This is a genomic window from Ruegeria sp. YTSA226, assembly GCF_059609905.1.
This window is the reverse complement of record NZ_JBXWMQ010000007.1, coordinates 13,327-36,633: the sequence shown is the minus strand read 5'-3', so window position 1 is coordinate 36,633 and position 23,307 is coordinate 13,327. Positions and strand designations below refer to the sequence as shown.

The window sequence follows — 23,307 nt, the reverse complement described above, 5'->3', positions numbered from 1 at the left end:
GATATGGCACTTATTGCTGCCCGATGATTTCGAAAGTATAATCTCGTCTCACCCCTGCCGGAGGTGGCGGGAAGGGTGCAGCCGCTTTCACCTGGGCAAGGGCGATCTGATCCAACCGCTTTGACCCTGAACTGCGTACTATTCCAACCGCCTGTAATGTCCCGTTCTCAGCTATTCGAAAGGCCACCAACGCGGCACCTCGAATATTGGCGCTCTTTCTCCGGGCGCGGATAATCTTGCGTTTAATCTGTCCGGCGTAGTTGCTGGCGTCGGCATTGCCGGATGCGGTCAGCGCTGACGTGGATGTAACAACCTTTGCCGCGCCTTTCGTGGTTTTCCCGGTGGCGTCGCCTTTTTTCCCCGATTGTTTCGCGTTGCCATGCGCGGTGGCAGTTTGATTGCTTGCCTGTTTCTTCGGTTCCGGCGGCTTGGCATCCTCGGTCGGCGACACCGAAGCAGCATCACCCTGTCTGTTCGGTGTTTCAGCGTCCTGAGGCCTGAGAGGGCTTGGCGCAACAGCGGTCGCGGCCGTAGCGCTGCTCACAACCGGGCTGAGAGTTTGCGGCGACGTTGTGCGCTGCGGCTTGACAGGGCGGGCCTTGGGTTGCAACCGATGAGGTGCTGCCGGTTTCTTGCGCGTGCTGGCCGGTGCTGGTGCATTTGTTCCGGCGACGAAGTCCTTGAATACAGATCCCAGCGCGGCGGCCCTCTCTTCTCCGCCACCTTCGACCTGCACCTGTTCGGCGGTCGAATAATCCAAAAGCGCAAGGCCATGTGTCGCTACGGCCAATGCGACAGAAATCACAACTACCACGCGGGATTTGGTTATCACCGTAATCCCCTTTCGGTCACGACATAAACCTGACTTGCACCCAACCCGCGCAAATCATCGCTGATCTGTTTGAGCGCAACCGCAGGCAAGGATCGATCCGGCACGATCCGAACCGCATCAAGGGGCAGATCAACAGCCGCCCGCTCGACATAGGCCGCAGCATTGGTCAGCTCTGCCCCGCGATATTCAAGTGTGCCATCCGCACGGATAACCAATGCATCAGGTGGCTCGCGCCCCTCCAGATCCATGGTTTCGACAAGCTGAACCGATCCGTTGAGCGGCGGCGTAAGGGTGCCTGCGATCATGAAGAATATGAGCATCAGGAACACGACATTGATCAGCGCAATGGTTGGCTCTCGGCTTTGTCTGGGCTTCGATTTCAACTGCATCAGCCCAAAACCTGAGTGCGCAGGTTTTCGACAGGTGCCAGCACGATGAGCAGATCAATAAGCTGCTGAGAGGTTGCCCTCGGACCCAGGCTGATAAGCGCGATTTGGGATTTGGCGTCGAGCAGCATTGGGGCCACCTGCGCCAATGGTACAGGCGCACCATCGACCAGAATTCGGTCTGCATCCAGTTTAATAAACCGGATGGCTTGGTCTGGCTCCGCGCCGCCGACAGAGGCCGTCGAAAACTGAATCTCGGCGAATTTCGAGAATGTGGATGTCAGCATGAAAAACAACAGCAGCAAAAAGATGACATCTATAAGCGACGTCATTGACAGGCGTTTGCGCCGCTTTCTTTGCACATTAAGCGCCATGTACCAGCGCCGTAATTGACGCCCCTGCCGTTTGCTCGGCCTCCTCGGCATGGCCGGGGGCAAATATTGTTCTGAGCGCACGGTTGGTAAAGACGCGTTCTCGGTTCACGCGGGCCTCAAACCAGGTCAGGATCAGTGACGTCGGCATGGCTACGGCCAGCCCCGCTGCTGTTGTCATCAGCGCCACCCAGATGCCCCCAGCCAGCAGCGACGGGTCAACGGCGTTGCCCGCCCCCTGCAGAGTCTGGAAAGCTTCGATCATGCCCAGCACCGTGCCGAACAATCCGAGCAGGGGCGCAAGTTGCGAGACGATGTCCAGTACATTGAGGCCCTGTTCCAGCTGAGCAAATTGCGTCTCAGCCTCGGCATCGACCCGCTCGGACAAGGTGCGATCATTCCCGGACAATGCCATTGCGATCACCGGCGCCAGATAACTACGGCTTTTGTTCAGGTATGTTCTGGCGGCCGTGGGGTCTTCTCGGTCCCATGCGTCGATCGCCCTGGACAATTCGACGTGACGGCCGACCCCCGCCGCTTTGTATTGCCAGATTTTGTAAAAGACCAAGGCGAGAGTCGCGATTGAGGCTGCAATCAGGATCGCCACCACCGGGCCCCCTAATTGCAGGATTTCCATCAGTTTTTGCAGCATTTTGGACATGGCTTTATCCTATCATCTCAGTTTCAAGGCGGCTTTTTAGACTGAGGCCATTCATGCAGGCATCTTTGTTACCGCTCTGGGTCATGCATTCCTGCACGCCGTTGAACAGAATCCGGCTGATCTGGTCACAGGCCATGTCGGTGAATTGAAACTGCCTGACCCGTGGGCGGCCTGCGGGCAGTTCTTCGAAATCCAGCAGGGTAATTAACGCGACCGCACCGTTTTTGCCAAACAGGACGGTTTCATAGACCGCACCGTTGATGTCGACCTCATGCATGTTTTCGGCGACAAAGCTGAGCAGACAGTTTTGCCCCCTTGCTTCGGCAGAGCTGAGTTCGATTGATACGCCGCCAGTCTTGGGCACGTCTTCTGCGTTGGCGATCCCTGCCCCCAAGACTGAGAGCAGGGTCGACAGGACAGCGCTGGCTTTGTTTGCTGCCGCACTTCGCATAACGGGTCCTTTCCTTGGGATCAGAAGGTTTTGGCCAGGCCGAGCTTGAAGGTCCGGCCCGTCGAATTGCGGGTCGACAGGTTCGGGCGGTAGTCCTTATCAAGGATGTTCTCGATACCGGCGCGCAGCTCAAAGCCTTCAAACACACCATCTTGCGGCATGTAGGTCGCACGCAGAGAGTTTACTCCGTATCCCGCGGTCGCTTCTCCGCTCGAGTCCGTTCCGGCCCGGGCACCGAAGATTTCCCAGCTGACGTCCAACGTCTGACCGAACCGCTTGCCCAATGTCAGGCGCGCGGAATCCGACGGCTCATTCCGCCAACGCGAGTCATCGCCGGTGGCGCTGGTTTCCGTACCCGTCACGATGTTCGAGTTGAAATCGACGTAGAACCCACCCGCATTGGCATAAGAGGCTTCGATTTCGGCACCTTTCGTTTCCACTTCGGACAGGGGTTGAGACGGGGTGCCAGAGACGTAGGAGGTGATATCCCACAGGGTCGTTTGATAGAAATTGACCTTGGCGCGGATCACGTCGCCCTCGGCAAACACGTCACCGCGATCATAGGAAAAACCAGCTTCCCACGTGCGGGATCTCTCGGGTTGCGTCATGTAAAGCGGCGTGCCCAGATCATCGATGATCGGCAGGCTTTCCGTGTAGGCCGCACCACCAAAGATCGCGAAACCGCTGTTGAACGCGTACCGCGCCGACAACCCGCCCATAAGCGCGTTGTTGTCATAGCTTTCGTTGAACGGGGCCGCGGCGGCGTCATCACCGTCGATGTCCTGCATCTCATATCGCACCGCGGGGGTAATCGTCAGATTGTCACCGATCTGCACATCGTCCACAGCAAACAGGGCAAATCGACGGTCGGTTCCACCCGGGGCCGATGCCGCGTCCAACCGTTCGCGGTTGATGAATTCAATCCCAGCCCGCAGATCATGCGAGGCGATGCCGGTCTGGAAATACGACGTGTTCTTGATCGTCAGCTTTGTCGTTTCATAGTTATGTGTGGCATCTGCCAGGGCCTGAATGCCGGGGAAGAATGGCGTGCCTTCAAGGCTGGAAGACCCGGGAACATAGCTGCTTTCGATCGCCTGCTCAGAATAGCTGAGGTTCACATCCAGATCGACCAGATCATTTCCAGTGGGTTGATATTGATACCGCAGGATACCGATCTTTGTTTCGATATCACGGTCTACATTACCAAAGGCATCCGACGTGGTGCCAAACGAGTCATAAGGGACGTCGCGCTCTTCAGATGTGGACTGGTTGTAGGATGCGGTGAACGAATGTTCGAGATCGTTGCCGAAACTGTATTTGCCCTTAGCCAGAAGCGACGGCAGCGTGAACGCGCTGTTGCCGATCGTATTGCCGTTTCCATCCTCCTGATCGTCCTGATCGCGATAGGTGTAGTTGAACAGGAATTCCGTTTGGGTATTCGGCTGCCAAGCCAGGATAGAGGACGAGGCAAAACCGTTGCCGTTGGAATACCCTTCAAAGGTTTGACGGAAACGGAAACCCGGCTCTCCACCGGTGAAATCTGACGCGTCCTTGGTTTCCAGCTGAACGACACCACCAACAACCCCGGACCCATATTCGAATGACCCGACAGTGCCCCGAATGACCGAGACGCTTTTGTAAAGCTGGGGGTCAGTAAAAAGCTGGTTGCCGATCCGATACAGCTCTTCCGCGCCCGTTGTGGCGCCATCGACCAGGATCAGTACCTTCTGGTCGGTTCCGAACGTGCCGTTTGCACCATAGCCGCGAATATTGATGCCCGATCCCTGAGGGGTCGAGCCGTTCACCAGGCTTACCCCCGGAACCGAGTCGATCAGCTCAGCAACCGTATTGGCCTGCCGGTCGTTGATCTCTTCCTGATCAATATTTGTGACCGGCACGGCAGTGTCTGTCTGAATCTCTCGTTTGCTTTCCCCAAGTATCAGGGTGCCCAGGAAACCGTCATTCTGTTCTTGCGCCCTAGCGCCAGCCGCAATCATGCTGAGGCACGAAGCCGTTCCCAGCAAAGCTATCTTCCGTATTTGCACACGCATCTCTGTCCCTTCGAAACAGTAGGAGGACCTGAAATGCTTGCGCCATGCTGGCTTTGGTCAGTCTGTTTTATTGTTTTTTGGAGCCGCCTTTTTTTGGCGACTTGTGCTCGTTAATAAAGGTTACTAAAACAGTCAACAATAAATCGCAGTCGCATCGCCGACTCTCGCCAGCGGGCACCCGAACAATTCGGCTGCCGGGCCAGCACCTCTGAAAATCAACTCGAAGATGGGAAAACCCATGACGGAACAGGTGCCTAACACCCCGGCTCAAATTCGTGCAGCCTATGCGCAAAACAGCGGCAAACGTGACCGCGATCTGGCAGAATCGATTGGACTTACCGAAGGCCAGTTGGTCGCTGCCTTCGCCGGGAACGACGTTACACGGCTGACGACAAAACTTGATGACCTTTTTCCAAGGCTTAACGGTCTGGGAGAGGTTATGGCTTTGACGCGCAATTCCTCATGCGTGATCGAAAAGGTCGGACAATACGACAATTACCATTCGGGCGCGCATGCCTCGATGGTTCTGACGGATGAGATTGATCTGCGCATGTTTCCCAGCCACTGGGTCCATGCCTTTGCGATCGAACGCAAAACCGACAGCGGTGTGAAACGCTCGCTTCAAGTCTTTGATGCCGCAGGCGATGCGGTGCACAAGATATTCCTGCGCGAAAGATCGGATCTGGACCATTGGGATAAGCTTGTCAGCGCCCTTGCGTCTGAGGACCAATCGCAAACTCTTGATTTAGAACCGCGCCGACCGACCGAAGCGCCCAAGGCCAACCCCGAAAAGACGGAAATCCTACGTGCGGAATGGGCCAAGATGACGGACACCCACCAGTTCATGCGCTTGACCTCAAAGCTCAAGATGAACCGATTGGGGGCCTATCGCATCGCCGGCCAACCGCTTGTCAGGGAACTGACGCCGTCGGTAATATCACCAATGTTCGAACAGGTGTGCGACAAGGAAATTGAGGTGATGATCTTTGTTGGCAATCGTGGATGTATCGAAATTCACGGTGGCCTTATCGGAACGATCAAGCAGATGGGACCCTGGTTCAATGTGCTTGACCCGCGTTTCAATCTGCATCTGAGGACGGACCATATTGCAGAGGTCTGGGCTGTCACCAAACCGACGCAGCGCGGCCCCGCCGTCTCTGTCGAGGCGTTCGATGCCGAAGGTGGGCTGATCTTCCAGATATTCGGTCTGCGCACTAGCGAAACCGACCATCGCCCGGTCTGGGACGCGCTGGTTGCCGAACTTGAACCACAACCCGAGGCCGCGCTGACATGAACAGGATGCGAGTGATCTGGCCTGCCTTGGCTATGCTGCTAAGTACACAGGTCGCGCAGGCTGCGGACGACGAACCAAAGCGGATCATCGCGATCGGCAGTTCCATCACTGAAATCGTCTACGCTCTGGGTCAGCAAGACAGGCTTGTTGGTCGCGACCGAACATCAACCTACCCGACAGAAGCGATGAACCTGCCCGATATCGGATACCGACGCGCGCTGTCGCCCGAAGGCGTTTTGTCGGTAGAACCAGACTTGATCCTGGCGCTTGAAGGTTCAGGACCACCAGAGGCGATTGCGGTTCTGCAGGAAGCGGGCGTGCAATACGTCACGATCAAGGATGAGTTCTCTCTGGAAGGCGTGGTCGAAAAAATCCAAACCGTTGGGGCCGTGCTGGGCGCTGACGTTGCTGCCGAGGGATTGGCAGCGCAAACCATACGCCAGATCAATCAGGCGGAATTGGCGGCTAGTAGTGCCGCAGGATCCAACCCGAAACGGGTTCTGTTTGTTCTGTCGGTGCAGGATAACCGGATCACAGTGGGAGGTGTGGATACCCAAGCAGACAGCATCATTCGATTGGCTGGCGGTGTAAATGCCGCCGCCAAAGTGTCAGGTTACAAGCCAATGACGCCTGAAGCGCTGGTGTCGGCTGCGCCTGATGTCATCCTTATGATGGATCGGCTGGGTGATCATAATACCGAGGATGCCGCGCTCTTTTCACTGCCCGCAGTCAAGCTGACCCCGGCGGGCCAGAACAAGATGCTGATCCGCATGCAGGGTGCATATCTTCTTGGGTTTGGACCTAGAACCGCCAGTGCCATTTCTGATCTGTCAGCAGCCCTGCAGGATGAAGGTGGCTCATGACGCTGACGTTGGATCATATGAGCGCCGAGGCACCTGGGTACAATCGGCGAGCAACCGCACGGCGGGTTACTTTGGCCTTACTGGTATTGCTTGGCCTGACCAGCGCCGCAAGCATTTCAGTCGGTGCTTCGGATGCGTCGTTAAACATGGCGGTGATCGACCTAATCAATGGGCGGTCCCTGTCTGACCTGAATCGGATTGTCCTTTGGGACATACGCTTGCCCCGGCTTGCCATGGGGATTCTGGTCGGTGCCGCGCTGGCTGTTTCAGGGGTGGTCATGCAAGGGCTTTTCCGAAACCCGTTGGCGGACCCCGGAATTGTCGGCGTCAGCGCGGGCGCAGGTCTGGGCGCAATTTCAGCCATCATCCTTGGCAGCCACTTGCCAGTGTCGGTTTTGGTCTGGACAGGAAACGGGTTAGTGGCCATTGCTGCTTTTCTTGGTGGCTGGGCGTCTGTTCTGATCCTATACCGTGTCTCGACCAGCGGGGGGCAGACTTCGGTCGCAACCATGCTACTGGCCGGCATTGCATTAGGTGCCTTATCCGGCGCCGCATCGGGTGTTCTGGTATACATGGCCGATGATCAGCAATTACGCGACCTGACGTTCTGGGGAATGGGATCGTTAGCTGGGGCAACCTGGACCAAAATCGCCTCGGCTGCGCCAATCATTTTGGTTGCCCTTGCAAGCACACAATTTCTGGCTCGCGCGCTTAACGGCCTGGCGATGGGAGAGGCTGTGGCCCATCACATGGGCATCCCGGTTCAGCGCAGCAAGAACATCGCCATTCTTGCAGTTTCCGGTGCAACAGGGGCCGCTGTTGCCGTGTCCGGCGGCATCGGATTCATCGGAATTGTGGTCCCCCATTTGCTACGTCTGGCAACCGGGCCGGACCACCACAGGCTTTTGATGAATTCCGCCCTGCTGGGTGCCAATCTGCTGCTATGCGCCGACATGATCAGCCGGGTCGTGGTGGCCCCGGCGGAACTGCCAATCGGGATCGTCACGGCAATTCTCGGCGCACCGGTCTTTCTTTGGATCCTCCTGCGCCGCCACGGCATTATGGGAATGTAAATCATGCAAGGTAAGAATATCTGCGTCAGTCTGGGCCGAAAGGACATCTTGCACGACGTGAATTTCAAGGCCGATCCCGGTCAGGTCACCGCAATCATCGGGCCCAACGGATCGGGCAAGTCGACCTTACTAAAGGCATTGGCCGGAGAGATTGCCTCGACCGGAACCATCACCCTGAATGGCCACGACATCTCAGAGTTAAAGCCCTGGCAACTGGCCGCAAAACGGGGCGTGCTGCCACAATCGACCAGCGTGGCCTTTCCTTTCAAAGTGCACGAGATTGTCAGACTGGGGCTGGCAAACGGGTTGGCCGCACAAGATGACAGTTCGGTCACTACCGCCCTGGCACATGTCGACTTAGCCGGGTTCGAGCAGAGGTCTTACCAGACCCTGTCCGGGGGTGAACAGCAGCGCGTACAGTTAGCCCGTGTTATGACGCAGGTCTGGCAGGCACAACGGGCCGATCATCCCAGTTGGCTTTTACTGGACGAACCGGTTGCCAGCCTGGATATCGCGCATCAATTTACGGTCCTTGGTATCGCAAGCGATTTTGCCGCCCAAGGTGGAGGTGTGGTGGTGGTGATGCACGATCTGAACCTCACCGCGCTATTTGCAGACTGTGTTTACGTGATGTCACAGGGCACTGTCTGGGGCTCTGGTACACCTTCAAATATCCTCACCGACGACCTGATGCAGCAAGTTTACGGCATCAACCTACCGATCGGCATTGTGCCGACCGGCCCGCTTCCTTTTGTACTGCCTCAGGCAATGCACAAATGCATCGAGGCTTGATGTTGTGCAAACAGATACGTTGCCTCAGACAGCGCGGGTCAATCCCCCATCAACGCGCAAGTTTTGACCCGTCATATAGCCACCGCCTTCAGACGCCAGCCATGAGACAAGCGAAGAGACCTCCGCAGCATGACCGTAACGTCCCATCGGAATCCGGGCTTTGCGGTCTTCTGTTTCGGGCAAGCTGTCGATGAAACCCGGCAGGATGTTATTCATGCGAATATTCTCTGCGGCATATTTATCGGAATAGAGTTTGGTAAAGGCGGCCAATCCTGCCCGGAAGACGCCTGATGTTGGAAACAGCGGATCGGGCTCGAACGCCGCGAAAGTAGAGATGTTGATAATCACCCCCCTGCCCTGTTGCTGCATCAAGGGTGTCACCAGCCGTGTTGGGCGGATCACATTCATCAGATAGACTTCCATCCCTTGATGCCAGTCATCGTCACCGATCTCTAATACAGGCCCTTTCGGGCCATGACCGGCGGAATTGACCAAGACATCGACGCGGCCCCAACGCTCCGTCGCGCCCGTGACCAAAGCAGTCAGATCGTCACCACTGAGGTTAGAACCAGTGACGCCAAAACCACCCAGCTCGGCGCCGAGTGCTTCGCCTTTACCCGAAGAAGAGAGGATGCCGACTTTGAAGCCATCTTTGGCAAGCCGGCGCGCCGCGTCAGCCCCCATGCCACTCCCGCCCGCGGTAATCAAAGCTACTTTTTCTACTGCCATCTGACGATTCCCCTTATGTATTCTGCGAAAATATCCTGTTTCGATGGGTCATTCGATTGAGATTTGATGTTTCATTACAGTAGAAATACTATTGTCTCATGGCTGATCTTCCTCCCCTCAACGGTTTACGGGCATTCGAAGTCTCTGGGCGCCGCCTCAGTTTCCGCGCCGCTGCCGATGAGTTGGGCGTAACACAAGGGGCGGTGGCGCAGCAGGTGCGACTGCTGGAAGCTCACCTAGAAGTCACATTGTTCGAAAGGGTGCCCAAAGGATTGGAGTTCACCTCGGTTGGCCGTAGCTATCACGCACGTATATCGGTTGCCTTTGCGAGCCTTAGATCTGCAACCGCCGAGCTAAAGCCGGAACCGGACAAGGTTATAATAAGCGTCACCCCGACTTTTGCTGCCAGATGGTTGATCCCGAATCTGCCGGACTTTGCAGAGAGCCATCCGGAAATCGACTTGCGGATCATGGCCACTGAAAAAGTCTCCAGCTTTCACAGCGACGGGATCGACCTTGCCGTCCGGCAGGGATCGCCGCCGTTTGGCGCCGCGCTTCGGGCGGCGCTTATTTTCAGACAAGAGGTGATTGCCGTAGCCGCACCCGAGTTTATCAGCGACGCATTCGATTCGTTAACACCAGATGACCTTGCAAGCCTGCCCAAAATTCATGACACGCATGACCTTTGGCCGCGATACCTTGCAGACCTAGGGGTTCGTGACAAATCGCAACGCGGCCTTCGATTAAGCCAGACAGCGCTTGCAGTTGACGCTGCCATCGCGCGACAGGGTGTGGCCCTTGTCAGCCGTTTCATGGTTTCCCGAGATCTTGAGGCAGGACGCCTGGTAGAGGTTGGTGCGGCAAGAGACATCGGTGGTAGCGATTTTTACCTCCTCATAGAGCGTTCGGCCGCAAACCAACACGCGGTGATGCAAGTCGTAAACTGGCTAAAATCGCGGTCGGCAAAAGAAACGTGATCGGCTTTCGATTCCTGCAAAGCGCACGCATGCGGGTCTGAAATGGATGGTTGCTTAGGTTTCCCAACGCTTCCCAATTCAGGGTCTTTGCACTCTCGAACCTGCGGGCAAACACCTCGGGCCGCTGGCGCAGTCGAACACAGCGTCCGGGGCAAAATAATTCGTAGCGGCATCCGGATTGTTTGCGTTAGAGGCGTTACCGACGGCATTCACATTTGTTCCGTTGCTTCAGGTCAGTTTCGTCCGACCAACCTGAGCAAGTGCACTGGACAACTCTTCGCTGAGGATGTTCCACAGTCTATGCAAACCTTCTTCGCCGGCCGCGGCGATGGCAAATTGCAATACGCGGCCAAAGAACACATAATTTGCACTTTGATCGAGGGCTTTCAGAACGTCTTCGCCAGATCGTAAGCCACTGTCGTAAAATAGCGGAAAATCCGCACCAACGCTGTCTCGTATCCGGCCCAGCGCGTGAACGGCAGCGGGTGCGCTTTCAAGTTGCCGTGCGCCATGATTTGACACTTGAATGGCGTCAACGCCTTCGGATTTCAGCTGCAGCGCATCCTCGGCGTTGGTCACGCCTTTTACTACCAGGTTGCCCTGCCACAAATCGCGCAGAGCCTTCAATGTTGTCCAAGTCGCCCTCGCGCGGCTTTCGGTGCGGTCGAACTCAAAGCCCGGCATCTCGAAATTTGCCATCTGCGGACGACCTGCGGCAAGTGACATAAGCGACCATTGCGGGTGCAGGGCAAAGTCCAGAAATTGGCGGGGTCCGATACGGAATGGCATGGTAAAACCATGGCGCAACTCACGCGGTCGGCGACCAACCTCGGGCACGTCAACCGTGACGATCAGGGTGTCGTAACCGGCATCTTGCGCACGCTTTGCCAGCTTGAATGACCCCGTTCCGTCCCCGCTGAAATAAAGCTGGAACCACGCGTGCCCTTCGGCAACCTCGATCATTTTTTCCAGCGGGGTTGAGGCCACGGTCGAGACCCCCAAAGGCACGGATTCGCGCGCGGCCAACCGCGCTAGCATCAGATCGGCACCAGGTCTGGACAGGTTGCACATCCCCATCGGCGCAATGCCAAAGGGCCGCTTGGCAATCTTGCCAAACAGCGGCATGTCCAAAGACCGATGGCTGACATCTTTCAGTATCCGGGGTTCAAGGCAAATGCCATCCAGAGCAGCGCGGTTACGCGCAGCCCCCGTTTCTGACCCTGCGGCCCCATCGATATAGTCAAACACCATCCAAGGCAGACGTGCCTTGGCCAAACGCCGCGCATCCTCACTGGAATGAATTCGCGCGGCGCGGTTCATCAACCAGCCACTGCTTTCATAAAGCGATCCTTGATGATCACCGGGTCCATCGTGATGACCGGCATCTTGGCATTTCCACTGTCGCACTTCACGATCATGACGGTGCCAACCTGCGCGTCCATCGCCTCTTGCAATGCTTTCCCGGTATCAACATCCTGCACTTCAACGACATTGTCACATCCGGCCGCACGCGCCATGCCCGCCAAGTCGGTCTTGCGCCCGGTATAGGTCGGCTGATCACCGGTTGATCCATATGATCCATTGTCGATGATCATCAGGATAAAGTTCGGAGGCATATTGTTCCCGATGGTCGGTAAAGTGCCCAGATTGGTCAACACCGACCCGTCGCCATCAATGGAGATCACGGTTTTAGGCTGCGCCAGCGCCAAACCCAGCCCGATGGACGAGGCAAGGCCCATCGTGCCCAGCATGTAGAAATTCGTTGGTTGATCGTCGATGGCATGCAGTTCTTGGCTGGGGATGCCAATGTTGCAGACCACTAGTTGATCACGAAGTTGAGGTGCAATTTCCTTGAGGATTTCAGAACGGATCATTGGTCGCCATAGCCTCCCCAGAAATTGGCATCGGTCAGGATTGCCACGGGTTTGTTGCACATAAAGGTATACTTCAGGATCATATCGAGCTCTTCCACATCCTTCTGGTGATGGAAGTGGTAGGTGGGGATATTCATCTGCGCCAGCAGCGCCTTGGTATGCACCGCCATTTCCACCTGGCAAGCCACGGGCTCACGCAGCTCTCCGCGGTAGCTGATCAACATCGGCAGCGGCATCCGGTAATACTGGATCAACGTCGCAAGAGTGTTGATCGTCACCCCAATGGCTGTGTTCTGCATGATGATCGCAGGGCGTTTTCCACCCATCCACGCACCGGCACACAGGCCCATGCCCTCGTCTTCCTTGTTCGACGGAATATGGAAGATATCGGGGTGTTGGTCTATTTCCTCGATAACGCCCGCAAGCTGTTTGCAGGGCACCGTCGTCACGAACGAGATGTCATTCGCGACAAGATCATCGGTGATCTTCTTGTCTATGTTCATGTTGCAGAAGGGCCTTTCTTGAAAGGAGAGGAGAGCGTCATCAAGAGGACGCGCGACGCACATGGACGGCACAGCCTGCGTGCCGCACGACGCGAGCAGCTGTGGAGCCCAGGAAATAATCTCTCAGACCAGGTTTGTGGGATCCAAGCACGATGCAGTCGATGCCATGCGCCTCGGAATAGTCGATGATAGTGCGGGCCGAATGTCCTTTTACAATCACAGGCGTGACACCGGGATGTCCAGACAATTTGCCCTCAAGATCAGCACGCGCTTTTTCAAACCCGGCGGCAACCATCTCTTCGTCCAGATACGCACTAACAGAGCCTTGGGGCGCCTCATGAACGTGAAGGGCGAAGATCTGGGCATCCTTTGCACGCAGCGCGTTGGCTATCTCAAGTGTATGAGTCGACACGCCATGGTCCAGCGCCATCGGGACGAGGATTTTATGGTACATGAAGTGTCTCCATTTAGTTGGTGATCATAAGTGTCAGGCCCACGGGTCGAGGATGATCTTGGGGACTGCAACCACTCCCGATCGTAGATCGGCAAATGCCTGCGGTCCATCATTCAGGCTGCGATGTTCTGCCCAGTCTAGCGGGCCAAGCGCACCATCGAAAAGCGCGGTGCAGGTATCCCGGAAGTCCTCCGGTGTGTAGGTATAGGTTCCAATGAACGTCACCTCTTGCAAGGTCATCCGCCGGATATCGAGGCCACCCGTGTCTTCGCCCAGGCCGATGTGGACAATGACACCCCCCGGTTCAGCCATGGCAGAAGCTGCCGCGCGTGTTGCCGCGTATCCGACGGCGTCGACCACGATGCCGTACTGCCCTGCCCCTGCGGGTACAGATTTCACTAGGCATTGATCTTCCAGGAATGTGCGTCGCTTGTCGCTTGGTTCAGCAACAGTTACGTCATCGACCCCCTGCGCCTTGAGGGCAAGGGCCGCGGCAAGACCAATAGCCCCGCCCCCCAGTACAAGCGCGGTGCGGCTGGCACCCGGATCAAGCGCCGTCAGCCCCAACCGTATGGAATGCCAACTGACGGCCAGAGGTTCGGCCAGTGCAGCCTTTTGCAACGGAACATGATCCGGCACCACGATAAGATTGCTGCCTTGCATTGCCACATATTGAGCAAAGGCCCCTTCGCGCGGCGGCATAGAGATGATCATACGGTCCGGGCACAGGTTATCTCGGCCGGTCCGACATGCGGGACAAGTGCCACAGCTGACCAGCGGATTGATCGTGACCCGTTCGCCGTCACGCGCGCCGCCCTCAATCACACCCGCAGCCTCATGGCCCAGAATCAAGGGCGCAGGACGCCTGTCGTCATGGCCGAGGTAGGCGTGCATGTCCGACCCGCAGATGCCCGAGGCCTCGATACGAACCAGCGACTGGCCCTGGCCGACCGTCGGGTTGGGGACTTCGCGCACACCAAGCGTTTCGACACCTTCGTAGACCAACGCTTTCATTTTGCTGTGAACCCTCCGTCGACCATCAAGGTTTGTCCGGTCACGTAACCGGACGCGTCCGAGCAGAGAAACAGCATGGGGCCGTCCATGTCTTCCAAACGGCCATTGCGTCCGATGCAGGTCTGGACGGCATTGCGCGTGGCTCGGTTCGGATCGGCAAAGACGGCCTCGGTCAGTTCTGTCGGAAAAAACCCAGGCCCAATCGCATTGGCTGTGATGCCATAGGTCGACCACGCCTCGGCCATAGCGCGGGTCAGTTGGGCAATGCCCGCCTTGGTCGTCCCATAGGCGATGCCACCGGGAAAAGCGCGCGTGGTTTGGAGCGAGGCAAAATTCACGATCCGCCCCCACCCCTTGGCCTTCATCGCGGGCACCAGTGCCTGGCTCAGAAAAAACGGAGCCGAGATGTTCAGCGCCACGGTCTGATCCCAGCCTTCCGGGGTCACGTCATCCGCCGTCTGACGGATGTTGATGCCAGCGGCGTGCACAATGATGTCTGGCGCTCCGAACGGTGCGCTGACCGCTTCTACCAAGTGTGAGAGTGCATCACGGTCGGCGACATCCGCTGCAACGTAACCCACATCTTTGCCGACCTCGTTTTGCAAGCGCTGCAGGGCGTCCTCGCGCCGGGCTACGCCCACCACGCGGGCCCCGGCGCTTGCCAGTGCGATGACCGCACGCCGCCCGAGGCCGGAGCTGGCGCCGGTTACACAGGCCACGCGGCCAGTCAGGTCAAACAGAGATCTTGGATCAGCCATTTGCGGTCAGGTCGAATGCTTCATCCGGGAAATACTTGGCCAGACGAACATCCGCAGCACGGGCGTGCCCCTCCATCCCTTCAAGGCGGGAAATGCGCGCTGTGGCTTCGGCCACCTGCTTGGCACCTTCGCGTGTGGCGCGCTGCCAAGTGACGATCTTCATGTATTTATGGACCGACAAACCGCCAGTATAGTTGGCGGCCCCTGACGTTGGCAGCACATGATTGGTACCCGTCGCTTTGTCACCATAGGAAACGGTCGTCTCTTCCCCAAGGAACAGCGAGCCGTAACATGTGAGCCGCTCAAGCCACCAATCCAGATCTTCGGCCTGCACTGTCAGGTGTTCGGGCGCGTAATCATCGGAGCAAACAGCCATTTCTTCGCGATCTGAGCATACGATCACTTCGGCATAGTCACGCCAAGCGGCAAAGGCGTTGTCGCGGTTCACCTCGGGCAGATCATCAATCAGGGCAGGCACAAGCTCCATCACCTTTTCGGCCAACACCCGGTCATCTGTGACCAGCCAAACAGGCGAGTTGTAGCCATGTTCGGCCTGACTTACCAAATCCGTTGCCACGATATGCGGATCAGCTGTTGCATCTGCAAGGATCAAACTGTCCGTTGGGCCCGCGATCATGTCGATCCCGACACGGCCAAAAAGAATGCGCTTGGCTTCTGCAACAAACTGATTGCCGGGGCCCACGAGGATGTTGGCCTTGGGCAGGCCAAACAGTCCGAACGTCATTGCAGCCACACCCTGAACGCCACCAAGTGCCATAATCTTGTCCGCGCCACACAGGTTCGCGGCATAAATGATGGCCGGGGCAACTCCTACACCGGGACGGGGTGGCGAACAGGCGGTTATGTGGCGACAACCTGCAACTTTGGCCGTTGTCACAGTCATGATGGCCGAAGCAATGTGGCTATAGCGACCGCCGGGCACATAACAGCCCGCCGCATCAACAGGGATAGCCTTTTGCCCCGCAATCATGCCCGGTACGATTTCAACCTCGACATCGGATACTGTGGCCTTTTGCGCCTCGGCAAACCGTTTGACGTTGTCATGCGCAAACCGGATGTCCGCTTTCAGCCTCTCCGGCACAAGCGCTCCTGCCGCCTCGATTTCTTCGGCAGTCAAAAGGACATTGCCCTCGTACTGATCGAACTTGGCGGCGTATTCCATAGCCTTTGCATCTCCGCCTGCCTCAATATCAGCCAGAATTGTCCTGACCGTCTCGTGGACTTCGGAAGCATCCGATTTAGCGGTTAGGGTCGCTTTTTTCAGGTATTCACGTTTCATCTTAGCGAGGTCCTACTTGTAGATTTCGGGCAAGAACGTAGTCGAAATCGCTGGCATATAAGCAATCAGCAACACAACCAAGAACATGCAAAGAACAAAGGGAACGGCACGGGCGGCAATCTTGAGGATGGATTCCCCGGTTATGCCAGACACCACGAACAGGTTGAGCCCCAATGGCGGCGTGATGAAGCCTACGCCAAGAGCTGTGATCATCATGATGCAGAACTGTATCTCGTTCATGCCGATGTTGTCCGCGAGTGGTTTCAGGATAGGCGCAAGGATCACGATATTCGGCGTGGTTTCCATAACGCAACCGGCGGCGATCAGGATTCCGATCATCAGCAGGATCAGTAACCATGGTTCATCCGTCAGCCCGGTCACCGATGTCACAAAACCTTGCGGCACGCCCATGATGGCCAGCGCTTCGGCCAGCGGAGCCGAGAAAGCGATTATGGGAAGGATGACGCCGTTCACCTTTGCCGAACTGACCAGCATGGCGGGAAAATCCGCAAGGGACAGCGTCCGCAGAATAAAGCCCATGATGATTGTCACGACTACGGCCGTTGCACCCGCTTCTGTTGGTGTCAAGCGGCCCGAGAATATGCCGTAAAAGATGATGCCCGGCACGATAAACGCATACCAACCGGATTTTAGAGCACGGCCCAGATTACCCAACCATTCGGCCATCGTCATCTGTCCGCCACCTTCATAGGCGTAGATGCGGTTCACGATCAGGTTCGTGATCAGGATCGACAACAGGATCGCGATCCCCGGGATCAAGGCCGCAAGGAACAAGGTCGATGCGGATATCCCCAGAACAAGGCCGATGATGATATAGGCGATCGACGGTGGGATCAAAATGCCGGTACAGGCGCCTGCCGCCACCAGAGCGCAGGCATAGGGGCGCGGATAGCCGCTTTCGACCAAGCGTGCGATAGTCATACGTCCGACCGCGGCCGCACCAGCTGCGTCCGATCCCGAAATGGCCGCAAACATGCCACAGACAAGAACCGTGGCAGACCCGAAACCACCCTTGGTGAAACACGTCAATGCCTCGGCAACATCAAGGAATTTTCGACTGAGCCCGGTTCGTACCAGCACGTCCCCTGTCAGGATAAACAGCGGCACCGCCGTCAGCGCAAAGGCATCAATGCCGGTGAACAGCTTTTCACCAACAAGGCTCAGGGGAAGGTCGCCGGACATGACCAGCATCAGGATCGCCGAGGTCCCGATGGCGGCCCAAACCGGAACCGCCAGTGCAATCAGCGAGACGAATATGATAACGGGCAGATAGAAATCCCAACCCAGCTCGACGGTTTGATCAAAGGTTTGCCAAAGCATTCAAATCATCCCTCAATCAAAGAGTGTATCGCCCTCAAAAACGGGTTTGCCCGTTCTGAGAGAATGGATGTCGCGCAGTAGAGATTGAATCAGCCGCAATATGATCAGGCCGAACCCCAATGGAACCGCCATCAGGAACCATACTTTGGAAATGCGCAGCCCGTCCGTGACCGACCCGAATTTGGCAGACACATGCACGGCTTCGTAGGACCAATAGAGGGCAATCACAGCAACACCGAACATCACCAGGTCGCCAAAGATATACAGCAAAGCCTTCGGACGCGGCCCAAGGTAGTGCATCAGCACGTCAATGCGGATATGCGCGCGCTCTTTCACTGCAGCCGCAGCACCAATCCATGCGAGATAGATGAAGGAGTACCGCACAATTTCTTCGCCCCAGATCGAGGAAAAAGAGAATATTTCCCGGCGCAGCACCTCGATCGCCATGGTGATGACAAGCATCACGTAGAAGACCAGAAGCAACCAGCGCTCGGCGTCTCTATCAATTCGGCGCAAAAAGCTCATGTGAGAACCTGCTGATTTGCCTAGCAAAACGCACCGCGCTGACGCGTTTGGATTTTACTGAGGCGGGAGAATATTGGTGATCGGGCGCGTGTGGAGGCACGCCCGACCCGACTGTTAAGCGTCATGCACGTAGTACTTACCTTCGGTACCTGCGGCTTCTTCCATCTTGGCGAAGTTGTCCATGGACCCGGCCAGATCGATCTTGAACTCGTCCCATTCGGACCGTTGGTAGCCACCAGCGGCTTTCCATTCGGCCAGTTGCTCTTCGCTGAGCGAGTGGAATTCGACACCTGCTTTGATCAGTTCGGCCATAGCGTAGGCGCGGGCCGATGGCACTTTGGCAAGGTTCTGGTGCGAGGTCATCTCGGACCCCCACATGATCCCTTCCTGCACGTCGGCGGGCATTGAGTTAAACCATTCCAGGTTGCACGAATAAACTTGGCTGTCTGGCACGGCCTGGGTGAAAGTCACATGGCTCAGGATATCTTTGAAACCAAAGACTTCGAGCGCACCCACGGACGGGTCAAGCGCGTCAGCGACGCCCTGTTTGATCGCAGACGGGGTTTCTCCCCAGGCCACAGGCGTCGGATTTGCACCAACCATGCGGTAGTATTGCTGCAGCATCTTCGAGCCGGGAACGCGGAACTTGACGCCGGACAGGTCGCCAGGTGTCAGGACCGGTCCGGGGCCACCCTTGCGGATGGCAACGACACGGGGGTCGATGTTGATATAAAACAGCGCCTTGAAGCCGTTTTCTTCGACCTTCGGCTCGACCGTGTCCTTCCAGAACTGCGAGTTGACGAGGTTTGTGAAACGCTGGTTTGACCCGCACAGATACGGCATGTTGATCAGGTCAACGGTCGAGGCAAATGGCGCGAAGTTCGAAAGCGAATGCTGTGCTGCCTGAATTGTGCCACCCTGCACCGCCTGCACCAGCGCGCCGCCTGCACCCAGCTGCCCGCCAGGCGCGAGTTTGACATAGACCTTGCCGTTGGTCGCGTTCTGGATGTTTTCCTTCAGGTCCAGCTGCATGATTGGATAACCACGCGACGCACCGACCGGATAGGCAGTTGCCAGAACCATGATATGGTCCGCGGCAGCCTCACGGTCGCGCTCTTCGCTGGCACTTTGCGCTGCAGCTTCAGTTGACCACAACGTCCCCGCAGCACCAGCTACCATGGCCGCCGTGAAGCCGCCTGTTGCCGTCAATTTCAGAAAATTTCGGCGTGCTGCCGACGCAAGGTCCTTGCGATCTTTGTCCATTATGTTTCCTCCCAGAAATCCTTAGCTGCCGTTCTTTTTGTTTCGGTCAGCCTCTTTTTGAAGAATGGCGACGACAAACAATATCGACGCGGCAAACAGAACCAGCATTTCGCCCACGTCCCCAAGGAATGCGCTTGCTGCAAAGGCCCCCAGAGCGACGTTGGCGAAGTAGATGACAAAGACGATCAGCGAGGCGGTAAGGAACATAAAACAGGATCCGAAAAGGTTGCAGTTCTGAGCGACACTGTAAGCGCTTACATTTGATTCGTGCAAGCGCTTACATTGAGGCGCATTTTTTGGCGCTCTCGGCGATTGCGGACAGGAAGACCCCAAGCAGCGACCAAAGTAATACTATTATGGTCGGATACATTCTGAAAATTCATCGTGTTAGCCAAGTCGCCGTACAACAAGAACGGTAGGCCGGGTTCCACACCGCTGCATCAGCCGATGCGCGGGATATCAAAAGCCCCGACCGTGAACTTATGGAGAAAATCAATAAATGAGATGACCAATCTGCAGGCGGTAGCGAGTATCTCGCCCCCTGCATCCCGCTATGGCAATTTGATCGGAGGCGACTTTTGCAAGCCAAAGGCAGGCAGGTAATTTGAGAATCTAAGTCCGATCACCGGCCAGCCCATTGACCAGATCGCACGGTCTGATGCTTCAGTCGTTGAGGCCGCGCTGGACCCAGCGCATTCGGCTGCCGATGCCTGAGGTTCGACCAGCGTGGCCGAGCGCGCGAATGTTCTCATGCGGATAGAGCAAAAGCTGGAAGACAATCTGGAGCTGCAGGCTATTGCGTGGTCCTGAATTCGGCCAAGCAACGCCAGCGACAATCATGGTGTTCTGTGAACTGATCGCGGATATCCTGCCTGCTGGCGTGTTGAATATGGTTAACGGATTTGGCCTTGAGGCGGGTATAGGGCCCTGCGGCGTTCATTTCGCATATAATACGTTTTCTTCAATTCTGATTGAATTCTCTCAAGACACGGAAGCCGGACAGTTTTGACCGCCAATCAATGCCTAACCTCGTTACGAACCATGACGAACTCAAAGCCAAACTATATGGCAGAGCGGTTGGAGAAGGCTCATGCCATCGCCGAATTCACTGACCTGTATATGACAGAAATTGCATTGGCCTGTGGATTTGTTTCCTGTACGACGCTTTCGCAGCGATACAAGCGAAGATTTGGTAGAACACCAGTCGATCAGCTCATGAAGCAGAGCGCATAGAGGTGCAAAATCATATGTGTCTACAAGGCGTTTTCGCTGATTGCGACGAGCAATGACAGTACATGCGATCCTCATCGTACTGTTTGCGGCTTTCCTTCATGCGCTGTGGAATGCGGTCGTAAAGGGCGCGCCTGACAAGGCCATTATGTTGGGATTAATCTCGATCGGGCATGCCATACCTGCGCTTGCCGTGCTTCCTTTTACGGGCTTTCCAGTAATGGCTGCAATTCCATACATTATTGGTTCCACCTTGATTCATTGGGGATACTACTGGTTTCTCAACACCGCCTACCTTTACGGCGATTTATCGGTGGTGTACCCCATCTCGCGCGGGATAACGCCCATATTAGTGGCGTTGGGAGCGGTCTTTCTTGCCGGTGAATTCCTTCCTCCAGGCGCGTGGATCGGTATTGTCTGCATTTCGGCCGGCATCGGTTGCCTGTCTTTTGGCGGACTTGGAAAGGGCACGAACTGGGTAGGCATCGCGGCGGCATTCGGAACTGGTTTGATGATTGCTTCCTACTCTTTGGTTGACGGTATTGGCGTGAGATTGTCAGGGAATACGCTTGGATATATCACGGTATTGTTCGTGGCCGAGATCTTCGTGGCGGGGTTCATCTTCTCGACCCGATGGGAACGCCTCATCGCACTTCCAAAGAGATATGTCTGGTCAGGCTTAGCAGGAGGAATCATTTCCGGCTTAGCCTATGGTCTGGTGCTCTATGTTAAGAGTTTCGCACCGTTGGGTGTCGTATCGGCGCTCCGAGAAAGTTCGGTCATCTTCGCTTCAATAATTGGTGTGATGTGGTTTGGAGAGGGTCCAAAATCCAACAGGCTCCTGGCGGCGATAATCGTGGCAGTTGGAATTGTGGTTCTGGCCCTAACAAGATGACGTACAAGTTGGACTAAGGAGAAGGAAGTTGCGGGATAACGAGTCCAAGGCGCAGGTCTTTAACTTCGGATAAGGTCGCCGCACGTATCTTATAGCCCGCGAGGCGCTTCTTGCCAGCTTCAAGGAGTTCTTTGGACCAGCTATAGTACAGACTCTGAGCGATGCCTGCCCGGCAGCACAGCGCCGCAATGCTGTCTTCACCCTAGAGCCTGTCCAGAACGATCCTGATCTTCTCTTCCGCTGAATAGTGCTTGCGGGTAGCAGTATGTAGCCTCGGATTTCGTAGCCCACCGCCCGTTCGATGGGCCAATGCCGAAGCGTACTGATTTGAACGGAACTCTTGGGTGACTGGTGCAGGGAGAGTTCCTATCTCATATCAATGGGGTATGACACTCAATTCCGAGCGCTAGGGCGGATTGCCTTACATAGGTTTTGCTTATGATGTGGAAGGTATAATCGATTTTTCTTGATCTATTTATCTGTCACACTGCCGGGGCATGGAACTGCAAATAAGCGCTGCTCAAGAATGGCGTTCCCGAAAATAATCAACCGACAGAGGATCACGATGAAACATAAGACCAAATTTCTTGCAGCCCTGGCCGTAAGCTCCTTGACTGCTACAGTTGCGTTATCTGAAACCGAATTGACAGTTTACACAGCCGTCGAAGCTGAAGACCTGGCGCGCTACGCTGAGACGTTCAATGCGAGCAATCCGGACATCAAAATCAACTGGGTGCGGGATTCGACCGGGATCATCACCGCCAAACTGTTGGCCGAGAGGGACAACCCTCAGGCAGACGTCGTGTGGGGTCTCGCAGCCACTTCGCTGTTGTTGCTCAAGTCCGAAGGTATGCTGGAGCCTTACGCGCCTGCGGGTGTTGGCGACCTAGACGCGAAATTTGTCGATGGCGACAATCCTCCGGCGTGGGTTGGCATGGACGCTTGGGTTGCGGCAGTTTGCTACAATACCGTCGAGGCCGAGAAAGCGGGACTGACGCCGCCGACATCGTGGAAGGATCTTACAGACCCCATGTATAAGGATCAGGTGATCATGCCAAATCCGAACTCGTCGGGCACTGGTTTCCTTGATGTTTCAAGTTGGCTGCAGATGTTCGGCGAAGAAGGCGGCTGGGAGTACATGGACGGATTGCACGAGAACATCGCGCGATATACCCACTCTGGTTCAAAGCCGTGCAAACTGGCTGCTGCAGGTGAGATCCCGATTGGCATTTCTTTTGCTTTCCGTGGTGCTAAGTCGAAAGCTGATGGTGCGCCGCTTGAGATTATTGTCCCGTCAGAAGGTGTCGGCTGGGACATGGAAGCGACCGCTATTGTTGCCGGTACTGCAAATCTCGAAGCCGCGCAGAAACTGGTTGATTTCACCGTCACCAAGGAAGCCAACGAGATGTACAACACAGGGTACGCCGTTGTCGCCTATCCTGGCGTCGCAAAACCGGTCGAGCACTTCCCTGAAGGTCTTCTGGATGCGATGATCGACAACGACTTTGAATTTGCCGCCAACAACCGCGCGGCGATACTGAAAGAATGGCAGTCTCGCTATGACGGGAAGTCTGAAGCGAAGTAAACCAACCTGCAGAAGAGGTGTAAGCACCTCTTCTGCACACCACTCTATTTTTCCAAACAACGCGACCAGCGCGCCCGGCTTCAAC

Annotated in this window: 27 protein-coding genes and 1 pseudogene; 8 read left to right on the top strand and 20 right to left on the bottom strand. The window is 56.2% G+C overall.

Annotation, left to right across the window (positions count from 1 at the left end; genetic code table 11):
- Positions 1–10: 10 nt before the first annotated feature.
- The 6 genes from AC2FFF_RS11565 to AC2FFF_RS11540 are packed head-to-tail and all read right to left on the bottom strand — an operon-like array spanning position 11 to position 4,752.
- Complete coding sequence (locus AC2FFF_RS11565) at positions 11–832, bottom strand: energy transducer TonB (RefSeq protein ID WP_281973188.1); 822 nt, start codon at positions 830–832, stop codon at positions 11–13.
- Positions 829–1,221, bottom strand: a complete 393-nt coding sequence (locus AC2FFF_RS11560) for an ExbD/TolR family protein (RefSeq protein WP_142637739.1) — start codon at positions 1,219–1,221, stop codon at positions 829–831. Before AC2FFF_RS11560 ends, AC2FFF_RS11565 begins: the two co-directional genes overlap by 4 nt.
- Positions 1,221–1,550, bottom strand: a complete 330-nt coding sequence (locus AC2FFF_RS11555; protein WP_425595599.1) for a biopolymer transporter ExbD — start codon at positions 1,548–1,550, stop codon at positions 1,221–1,223. The genes AC2FFF_RS11560 and AC2FFF_RS11555 overlap by 1 nt, the downstream gene beginning before the upstream one ends.
- Before the next feature lie 31 nt (positions 1,551–1,581).
- Positions 1,582–2,250, bottom strand: a complete 669-nt coding sequence (locus AC2FFF_RS11550) for a MotA/TolQ/ExbB proton channel family protein (protein ID WP_281973190.1) — start codon at positions 2,248–2,250, stop codon at positions 1,582–1,584.
- A gap of 4 nt (positions 2,251–2,254) precedes the next feature.
- The gene (locus AC2FFF_RS11545) at positions 2,255–2,701 is read right to left on the bottom strand and encodes a hypothetical protein (protein WP_281973191.1); all 447 of its coding nucleotides are present in this window, start codon (positions 2,699–2,701) and stop codon (positions 2,255–2,257) included.
- A 20-nt stretch (positions 2,702–2,721) separates the two neighbouring features.
- Positions 2,722–4,752: a TonB-dependent receptor domain-containing protein gene (locus AC2FFF_RS11540; RefSeq protein ID WP_281973192.1), complete on the bottom strand. Its 2,031-nt coding sequence runs from the start codon at positions 4,750–4,752 to the stop codon at positions 2,722–2,724.
- A gap of 238 nt (positions 4,753–4,990) precedes the next feature.
- Here AC2FFF_RS11540 and AC2FFF_RS11535 point away from each other — a divergent pair, with 238 nt between their 5' ends.
- Genes AC2FFF_RS11535 through AC2FFF_RS11520 form a run of 4 tightly spaced genes read left to right on the top strand, consistent with a single transcriptional unit; the run spans position 4,991 to position 8,774 of the window.
- Positions 4,991–6,046, top strand: a complete 1,056-nt coding sequence (locus AC2FFF_RS11535; protein WP_281973221.1) for a hemin-degrading factor — start codon at positions 4,991–4,993, stop codon at positions 6,044–6,046.
- Positions 6,043–6,909, top strand: a complete 867-nt coding sequence (locus AC2FFF_RS11530; RefSeq protein WP_281973193.1) for a heme/hemin ABC transporter substrate-binding protein — start codon at positions 6,043–6,045, stop codon at positions 6,907–6,909. The genes AC2FFF_RS11535 and AC2FFF_RS11530 overlap by 4 nt, the downstream gene beginning before the upstream one ends.
- Entirely contained in the window at positions 6,906–7,982 is a 1,077-nt protein-coding gene (locus AC2FFF_RS11525) for a FecCD family ABC transporter permease (RefSeq protein ID WP_281973194.1), read from the top strand. Before AC2FFF_RS11530 ends, AC2FFF_RS11525 begins: the two co-directional genes overlap by 4 nt.
- Before the next feature lie 3 nt (positions 7,983–7,985).
- Positions 7,986–8,774 (top strand): heme ABC transporter ATP-binding protein, encoded by a 789-nt coding sequence (locus AC2FFF_RS11520; protein ID WP_281973195.1) that lies wholly within the window; start codon positions 7,986–7,988, stop codon positions 8,772–8,774.
- Between the two features lie 24 nt (positions 8,775–8,798).
- Here AC2FFF_RS11520 and AC2FFF_RS11515 read toward each other — a convergent pair whose 3' ends face one another.
- Positions 8,799–9,503, bottom strand: coding sequence for an SDR family oxidoreductase (locus AC2FFF_RS11515; RefSeq protein ID WP_281973196.1), 705 nt, complete (start codon positions 9,501–9,503; stop codon positions 8,799–8,801).
- Positions 9,504–9,601: 98 nt separating this feature from the next.
- Here AC2FFF_RS11515 and AC2FFF_RS11510 point away from each other — a divergent pair, with 98 nt between their 5' ends.
- Positions 9,602–10,480 (top strand): LysR substrate-binding domain-containing protein, encoded by an 879-nt coding sequence (locus AC2FFF_RS11510; RefSeq protein ID WP_281973197.1) that lies wholly within the window; start codon positions 9,602–9,604, stop codon positions 10,478–10,480.
- 228 nt (positions 10,481–10,708) lie between these two features.
- On the opposite strand, the gene AC2FFF_RS11505 is transcribed toward AC2FFF_RS11510, so the two are convergent.
- The 12 genes from AC2FFF_RS11505 to AC2FFF_RS11450 all read right to left on the bottom strand — a co-directional run bounded on the left by AC2FFF_RS11505 (position 10,709) and on the right by AC2FFF_RS11450 (position 20,264).
- On the bottom strand, positions 10,709–11,800 hold the full coding sequence (locus AC2FFF_RS11505; RefSeq protein ID WP_281973198.1) for an alpha-hydroxy acid oxidase: 1,092 nt from the start codon (positions 11,798–11,800) through the stop codon (positions 10,709–10,711).
- Entirely contained in the window at positions 11,800–12,354 is a 555-nt protein-coding gene (gene comE, locus AC2FFF_RS11500; protein ID WP_142637717.1) for a sulfopyruvate decarboxylase subunit beta, read from the bottom strand. Before comE ends, AC2FFF_RS11505 begins: the two co-directional genes overlap by 1 nt.
- The gene (gene comD / locus AC2FFF_RS11495) at positions 12,351–12,857 is read right to left on the bottom strand and encodes a sulfopyruvate decarboxylase subunit alpha (RefSeq protein ID WP_142637714.1); all 507 of its coding nucleotides are present in this window, start codon (positions 12,855–12,857) and stop codon (positions 12,351–12,353) included. Before comD ends, comE begins: the two co-directional genes overlap by 4 nt.
- Before the next feature lie 40 nt (positions 12,858–12,897).
- Positions 12,898–13,311, bottom strand: a complete 414-nt coding sequence (locus AC2FFF_RS11490) for a universal stress protein (RefSeq protein ID WP_496750853.1) — start codon at positions 13,309–13,311, stop codon at positions 12,898–12,900.
- Positions 13,312–13,344: 33 nt separating this feature from the next.
- Positions 13,345–14,325 carry a zinc-dependent alcohol dehydrogenase gene (locus AC2FFF_RS11485; RefSeq protein ID WP_281973200.1) on the bottom strand — a complete coding sequence of 327 codons (981 nt, stop codon included), beginning with the start codon at positions 14,323–14,325 and terminating at the stop codon, positions 13,345–13,347.
- Positions 14,322–15,083, bottom strand: a complete 762-nt coding sequence (locus AC2FFF_RS11480; RefSeq protein WP_281973201.1) for an SDR family NAD(P)-dependent oxidoreductase — start codon at positions 15,081–15,083, stop codon at positions 14,322–14,324. Before AC2FFF_RS11480 ends, AC2FFF_RS11485 begins: the two co-directional genes overlap by 4 nt.
- Entirely contained in the window at positions 15,076–16,383 is a 1,308-nt protein-coding gene (gene hisD / locus AC2FFF_RS11475) for a histidinol dehydrogenase (protein WP_142637705.1), read from the bottom strand. The genes AC2FFF_RS11480 and hisD overlap by 8 nt, the downstream gene beginning before the upstream one ends.
- 12 nt (positions 16,384–16,395) lie before the next feature.
- The gene (locus AC2FFF_RS11470; protein WP_142637703.1) at positions 16,396–17,724 is read right to left on the bottom strand and encodes a TRAP transporter large permease; all 1,329 of its coding nucleotides are present in this window, start codon (positions 17,722–17,724) and stop codon (positions 16,396–16,398) included.
- Positions 17,725–17,736: 12 nt separating this feature from the next.
- Positions 17,737–18,249 carry a TRAP transporter small permease gene (locus AC2FFF_RS11465; protein ID WP_281973202.1) on the bottom strand — a complete coding sequence of 171 codons (513 nt, stop codon included), beginning with the start codon at positions 18,247–18,249 and terminating at the stop codon, positions 17,737–17,739.
- Positions 18,250–18,363: 114 nt separating this feature from the next.
- Complete coding sequence (locus tag AC2FFF_RS11460) at positions 18,364–19,512, bottom strand: TRAP transporter substrate-binding protein (RefSeq protein ID WP_281973203.1); 1,149 nt, start codon at positions 19,510–19,512, stop codon at positions 18,364–18,366.
- A gap of 21 nt (positions 19,513–19,533) precedes the next feature.
- Entirely contained in the window at positions 19,534–19,719 is a 186-nt protein-coding gene (locus tag AC2FFF_RS11455; RefSeq protein ID WP_142637697.1) for a hypothetical protein, read from the bottom strand.
- A gap of 344 nt (positions 19,720–20,063) precedes the next feature.
- A complete protein-coding gene (locus AC2FFF_RS11450; protein ID WP_281973204.1) occupies positions 20,064–20,264 on the bottom strand; it encodes a hypothetical protein in 201 nt (66 codons plus the stop codon).
- Between the two features lie 289 nt (positions 20,265–20,553).
- Here AC2FFF_RS11450 and AC2FFF_RS11445 point away from each other — a divergent pair, with 289 nt between their 5' ends.
- Both AC2FFF_RS11445 and AC2FFF_RS11440 read left to right on the top strand, forming a co-directional pair.
- Entirely contained in the window at positions 20,554–20,745 is a 192-nt protein-coding gene (locus AC2FFF_RS11445; RefSeq protein ID WP_425595857.1) for a helix-turn-helix domain-containing protein, read from the top strand.
- A 52-nt stretch (positions 20,746–20,797) separates the two neighbouring features.
- Positions 20,798–21,637 (top strand): DMT family transporter, encoded by an 840-nt coding sequence (locus AC2FFF_RS11440; protein WP_281973205.1) that lies wholly within the window; start codon positions 20,798–20,800, stop codon positions 21,635–21,637.
- 49 nt (positions 21,638–21,686) lie between these two features.
- Here AC2FFF_RS11440 and AC2FFF_RS11435 read toward each other — a convergent pair.
- Positions 21,687–21,947, bottom strand: a pseudogene (locus tag AC2FFF_RS11435) (transposase); the annotation flags it as partial.
- A gap of 156 nt (positions 21,948–22,103) precedes the next feature.
- Here AC2FFF_RS11435 and AC2FFF_RS11430 point away from each other — a divergent pair.
- Entirely contained in the window at positions 22,104–23,222 is a 1,119-nt protein-coding gene (locus AC2FFF_RS11430) for a putative 2-aminoethylphosphonate ABC transporter substrate-binding protein (protein WP_281995494.1), read from the top strand.
- Positions 23,223–23,307 lie beyond the last annotated feature (85 nt).